General features: G+C 38.4%; 4 protein-coding genes. All 4 read left to right on the top strand.

All coding sequences use genetic code 11. From position 1 onward, the window contains the following. Positions 1–112: 112 nt before the first annotated feature. A complete protein-coding gene (locus tag L4D78_RS17310; protein ID WP_428468098.1) occupies positions 113–4,210 on the top strand; it encodes a TOMM system kinase/cyclase fusion protein in 4,098 nt (1,365 codons plus the stop codon). Between the two features lie 19 nt (positions 4,211–4,229). Beyond that, on the top strand, positions 4,230–5,018 hold the full coding sequence (locus L4D78_RS17315) for a BMA_0021/BMA_0022 family TOMM bacteriocin (protein WP_428468099.1): 789 nt from the start codon (positions 4,230–4,232) through the stop codon (positions 5,016–5,018). 33 nt (positions 5,019–5,051) lie between these two features. Then, positions 5,052–6,251 carry an amidohydrolase family protein gene (locus tag L4D78_RS17320; protein WP_428468100.1) on the top strand — a complete coding sequence of 400 codons (1,200 nt, stop codon included), beginning with the start codon at positions 5,052–5,054 and terminating at the stop codon, positions 6,249–6,251. 35 nt (positions 6,252–6,286) lie between these two features. After that, positions 6,287–6,600 (top strand): hypothetical protein (locus L4D78_RS17325; RefSeq protein WP_428468101.1); only part of this gene is annotated, 314 nt, incomplete at its 3' end.

Consider the following 6,600-nt stretch of genomic DNA (forward strand, 5'->3'; position numbering starts at 1 on the left):
CATCTATCGTTAGGTGAAGTTCGGTATTGATAATATGCAGTTCCATCTAGGATTGTTATTAATGGTGACCAATTTAAAGATTTGATCATTAACATAATAACGAGAATATGTAATGGGAATGGATTTCCAGAGTCAATACTCTGTAGAAACGACTTTTAACTCGCCTGATTATGAATTAATTGAAAAAATTGGCGAAGGTGGTTTTGGGCATGTTTATAAAGCACTTCAACACAGCACCCAAAAGCTAGTTGCTATAAAATTTTTAATACTCAGTCCTGACTTTGACCAAGAAAAGAAACGGCGCTATATCGAGCGGTTTCATCGTGAATCTGATTTAATTCGTCGTCTTAATCATCCTAATATTGTTCATCTTATTGATAAAGGTCAGCAAAATGATTTTCTGATCTATGCTGTCTATGAGTATATCGATGGATGTACATTAAAAGAGCATTTAGATACTCAGGGTGCATTGAGTGCTGTTGATACAGCGGAAATTATGGCATGCGTATTAGATGCATTATCGCATGCACATGAAAAGGGAGTGATACATAGAGATATAAAACCAGCCAATATTATGCTCTATCAAGTAGGAGCGAAAACGCACGTTAAAGTGCTGGACTTTGGAATTGGCACATTAAAGAATGAAGTTCGACAGCTAGATTATAAAAGTATTACCTTAACGCAAGAAACCTTAGGAACGCCGACATATAGCTCGCCCGAGCAGTTACGGGGAGAGCCTCCTGTTGCTCAAACGGATATATATGTTTGGGGCTTGGTTTTTTTAGAGTGTTTAACCGGTGTACCAACAATTACAGGTCGTAGTCTCGCATCGATCTTCCATCAGCAGTTAAGCCCAACGAATGTGCCCTTAGGTGTTTTGGCTGGGCATAATTCAGCGCCTTTCTTTCGCCGCGTATTAAACAAAAAGTCACATGAGAGGCCTGTTGATACTGCTGAGTTATACCATGAATTTCAAAAGCTTAATTTTACCAATTTAACGGGTACTTCTTCCCCTATATCAAATCACCACACAGCTGTTGAACTCAGTGATATTACACAGGTTAACCAGCATGACGAAACCCTACTTAATGACGGACATTTTTCGTATTCTCGGCTAACTGAGCGTAAACAGATATCGGTACTGAGTGTTATTTTAACAACAGGGGTTTTGCCATCTGAAGGGCAAGCTGTGCAGCTTATTGAACAGGATGTGATTGACACTTTTCATAGTGATCAGATGCAGCAATGTATTGATCTTGCCGTTCGTTACGGTGCCACTCATGTGGGGTCTTTAGGCGATACTTTATTGTTCTATTTCGGTTATCCCAAGGTAAGCGATAACGATAGCCGGCTATGTAGCCGTGCCGCGTTAGATATTGTGAGTAACTTTAATCGGAAAAATGCGTTATTAAAAAATAGCCATGGGATTGTTAGTCATATTCAGATGGGTATGCAGGCAGGATTAATGCAAAGTCTCGTCGGTAATATACCCGAAGGGAAGGCTGCCCATGATGCTATGAATTTATGTCGACAAGCAAAGCCTGGGCAAATAGTGTGTTCAGAAAGCGTCAAACTCATTCTAGAAAGTTATCTCAATTTTGAGCGTCTAATCATACCAGCATCTGTTAATAGACTGGCAAGTTGCGTTGAAGATAGACCTTATTTATTACGCTCAGAGCGCTTATCAGAAGCGTTTGGTTTTTTACGCAGTACACAAAAAAACAGGGCTTTTATTGGCAGAGAGCAAGAAATAGCAACGCTAGTAAATTTGCTTGCTAGTGATAGTGATGAACATGCGGCGTTAAATAAGAGTCAAAGTGAAGAGACTCAATATAGAATTGCTCATATTCAGGGTGAAGCCGGAATTGGTAAGTCACGTTTAGTCTTCGAATTAAGAGAGCGTGTCGAAGATTGGCGTCATTTGGTTGCCCAGTGTTTACCTGAGCATCAAAATAATGCGCTTTATCCTATTCTCACATTATTGAAAGTTAAATATGCCCTTGAGCCTTTATCTGATACTCAAAAGCTAGCTCGATTAACACAAGCGATTGAACAAAGCCCTTTGCTACGGCAGCACCAAGAGCAAGGGTTGCTAGTTTTGGCTGCATGGCTAAACCTACTTACTGGCGAACAGAACGTAGATGGTAACAACGCGCTAAGTAATTTGTCTCCTGCATTACAAAAACAGCGGTTGTTTGACGTAGTTAGTGAATTACTGTGTCAGACACATTTAAGTTCAGGGGAGAAGGCAAACCATAAAAAACAGCATCTGTTCATTTTTGAGGATTTACACTGGGCAGATCCAACAAGCAAAGAGTTTATCCATTTCATTGTCCAAACTGACGCATTTAAAGATGGAAAGCACAGCTGGCTAAATACGTCTCGGGAGGCGATCCCCACTATAATGGAAGACCTCTCTTTCACGTTAGTTCAAATTGATAAACTCAGTGATGCGAACGTTAATGACTATATTGCCTTTCTGTTTAATCAGCAGCCTCTGTCGCAACGTTTAACGGCGCTATTGCTTGAGCGTACCGATGGCATTCCGCTGTTCATTGAAGAGCTTGCGTCAACATTACAAAATCAAAAATTAGTGCATAAGGTTAATGGTATCGTTGATTTTGTCGACAACGAAAAACAGAGCCAAGTACCTGTCAGTTTAAGAGAGTCATTACAGCAAAGGTTAGATTGGCTTGAATTTTCAAAAGATACCGCTCAACTTGCCGCAACAATAGGGCGCACTTTTAACTACGATTTACTCGTAGCAGCATCAAGTAAAGATGAAGCACAAGTGCAAATAGATTTGGACGAGTTAATTAAGGCTGAATTAATCTACCAACAACGACAAGTAGAAGGCGATAGTTATATCTTCAAGCATGCTTTGGTTAGGGATGCTGCTTATGAAAGTATGGATGGCAAGACTCATAAAATATCACATCTAAAAGTAGCAGAGGTGTTAGTAAAATACTTCCCTATGCGTGTCGAAGAACACCCTAATGAGGTGGCTATTCATTTCTCTAGTGCATCTCGATATGATTTGGCTATTAATTATGGAATTATCTCAGCTAACTCCTCACTTGAAAATTTTTCTATAGAAGAGACTATTTATCAGGGGTATAGGGTTTGTACTTGGATTGAAAATATACCAGAAAATGTGATGGTAGCTGATAAAATTGAAATCAATCGGATCTTGATGCAAGCCTTAATGCTCAAATATGGTTGGGGTCATAATAAAATTTATAACCATATTGACAGTACAAGGCATCTTTTTGTTGGGTTGAAAACATCAGAATATAGTCGAAGCGTAGTTTGGAGCTTGGTTTCGACCTTTGTGTACTATTTTGTTGTTGGTCAAAAAGATGGGATGGTTGGCTTACATAAGCATGTTCAAGAAATATTAAATAGTAAAAACGAATCAGGTATGGTGTTGGCTGCACATATCATGCAAGGGTTCATTAATTTTAATGACGCAAACCTGGAAGAATCTATATCATCTTTTTCTAAGGTTGTAAGCTTGTATGATGAGAAAGAACACAAAGATTTGGTGTTTTTATTTGGTGTTGATATGTTTACATGGGCCAAATCTATGCTTGGCATTATATTTAGCTATCAAGGGAAACTAAACTTAGCAAACAGCCTAGGGGAAGAGGCAATTAGTAGTGCGAGAGCGTTAGAGCATGTGCCTTCAATATGTATCGCATTACTATATCGTGCTATTGTCGCTCAGTTTCATGGTAATAATAGACATGTCAAAAAAATCACAAATGAGATTATTGAATTTTCAGATGCTTATAGCCTGCCTGCCTACAAAGGGTATGCTTCTTTATTAAATATGTGGGCAACACGAAAAAATAATGTAGATAGTGCAATTAGTATTGTTAGTATTCTAAAGGAAATGAACTGTAATGCTTTTATACCGTACTATGCCTCATTGCATGCCGACACATTAGCTCAACAAGGTAGTCATTTATCTGCAGTTGAACTTATCGATGATTGCTTACTTGATTGTAAGCGTTATAGTGACTTTAGCTATGAAGCTGAACTCTATTTGAGGAGGGCATGTTATTTATTGGGAGAAAAAGAACCTAATTTTACACTTGCAAAAAGTGATTTACATAAAGCTATTTATTTATCAGAGAGTAGAGGGAATAAACAAACAAAATTACATGCAAAGAAACACCTGTCAAATTTATTACAAAAAACTTATTAAATACAGAGAGGGTGATATCATGGGAACAACTATTGCTGGATATAAATCGTCATTTAAGTCAATTGTCAGTTTTAGATCTGCATATTTAAAAGCAATAGCTAAATCATGGACTGATGAGGAGTTTAAAAATGGCCTTTTAGAGGATAATATTTTAGAGTGGAAAGGATTTACTGACTTATTACCAAATAAAGAGCCGCTTCCTTGGACTGCAAAAATTTATGTGTATATTCCAAAACCTTTAGAAGACGGGTTTCCACTTAATACTCGTTGGATGCCTGGTCCAACAGCTGGTTGGTTTGGTATAAATGATGAATTTATTATTAATTTACCACCAGCTCCGGAAGACACTGAAGAATACTCTAATGCAATTGCTGCTTACAATCAGATGTTTCCCACATTAATGGGGACAACAGATGATAGTGATAGTGAAGGACTATCTGAAGATTTTGTTAACTTTAGTTGTGCATTATTACAAGCGATTAGCCTTTGCTGGGCGACTCAAGAAAAAGATGGCAGTGATACGACGCCTAATTTTGCCGAACAGCTAGAACAAAATGGATTAGAAGCATTAACCAGTCTTATTGGTTTTGTTAATCCATGGGGCTTCAATATTAAATTTAAARAAGCACCTGAAGGAGCAAGATGGGATAGGTCCAATCAGTGTTGGAGTGGTTTATATAACGAGGTAAAACTTAATTACCCAGCGCCACCAAGCCAATCAGGATCTTTTTCAGACGATGCTGTTAAAGCTATTGCACTCGCTCAATACAACGCAGATGGAATGCAGTATCCGTTTACATGTCCTTAAATTAGCGATTATTTTTAATATAGGACTATTTCCATGAATAATATAGAACTATTTGACTCTGATAGACATGTAATGGAGCCACTATATTTGTGGCAGACATATGTTGAAGAAACAGTGTTTGCTGAATATCCAATAACACTGAGACATGATACTGAAGAAGCGATGCAAGAAAGAGTTGAAAGGCTCGGGTTTGGGGCCGCGAAGAAGCTACCTCCCATTTACATGATTGGCGACAATGAAGTGTTATTACGATGGGGGGAAGAATTACAACTTGCATGCCTTGAGGGTAAGAGTAGTGAGCTTGAACGCCGAAATGCCATGGCTCCTGAAACACAGTTGGAAAGTATGGATGAAGCAGGAGTAGCATGGGCGAGTATATTACCCACATTCGCAGGGCTACTAATTAATCATGAATCTCTGCCAGCTCATATATCACTAGCATATGCTGATGGTTATAATCGGTGGTTAAAAGAATATTGTGATTTTGAGCCAATGCGTTTGAATGCTGTTGGCGTGCTCAGTCGCCATGATCCAAATACAATGCTAGCTCAGCTTGATCGTATTATTACTAATGGTTGGAAAAGTATTACTTTACGACCTGAAGTAATAGCAGGTAGGGGATTGGGTCATGCTGACTATGAGGAATTTTGGGGTGCTTGCGAAACCAACGGTATAAGCGTAGCCATCCATGGCGGTACTCATGCTTGTTTAGCGACGGCCGGCACAGATAGATTTAATTCTCACTTTGCCATGCATGCATGCTCGCATTCCATGGAAATTCAAATGGCTTTTTTGTCTTTATTAGAGTCTGGTGTACTAGAAAGGCACCCTAAGTTAAAGTTTGCTTTTTTAGAAGCTGGGGCGTCTTGGATACCACACTGGCTATGGCGACTAGATAATATTTGTTATCCAGAGTTTCCTTCCTTAACTAAAGACAATATTAAAATGTTACCCTCTGAATACTTTAAGCGGCAATGCTGGGTAACCATCGAGTTAGGAGAGCCATGTTTGCGACAAGTCATTGAAATTATAGGGTATGATAAGCTTTTATATGGAAGTGATTACCCTCACCCAGATCATTTGCAGTTTTCTACTGATGATATAGCGTCACAACTTAGTGAATTATCCGATGTTGAATTATTTAGTTTGATGGAAGGTAATGCGAAAACTTTTTTTGGAATACAAAATGTTAATGATAGCGATGTTTATGAAGTGAAAGCATCTGCTAATTAATGTGTTACACATTTAGTTGTAGTGAGATCAAGGGAATGAAAACTACATTAGAATTGAAATGGCACCCGAGCTTAAATGTTTATGTGTTTGATAATAAAGATGTATTATTATTATCAAACACCCAACAATGGCTATTACCAGCTGCTAAGTTTCCTCTTGTAGGAGCTATTGACGGTATTAAGTCAGCAGAGCTAATCTTGGAGTTAGGTGGTATAAAAGACCCGCAAGTTTCGGCTTTATTTTACTATCAGATAAACCAGTTAATTGATGAGAATTTGTTATTGGAAGGAGGTACTACCGAAAGATATCTACGACCGGTGTTTGATGATAAGAGCGAGTATAATAATAT

This window comes from Photobacterium minamisatsumaniensis (assembly GCF_050336695.1).
GTDB classification, from domain to species: domain Bacteria; phylum Pseudomonadota; class Gammaproteobacteria; order Enterobacterales; family Vibrionaceae; genus Photobacterium; species Photobacterium minamisatsumaniensis.

Excerpts from the sequence above, each read along its gene's own strand:
- L4D78_RS17310 (WP_428468098.1), top strand. The coding sequence starts at position 113 with ATGGGAATGGATTTCCAGAGTCAATACTCTGTAGAAACGACTTTTAAC.
- L4D78_RS17320 (WP_428468100.1), top strand. The coding sequence starts at position 5,052 with ATGAATAATATAGAACTATTTGACTCTGATAGACATGTAATGGAGCCA.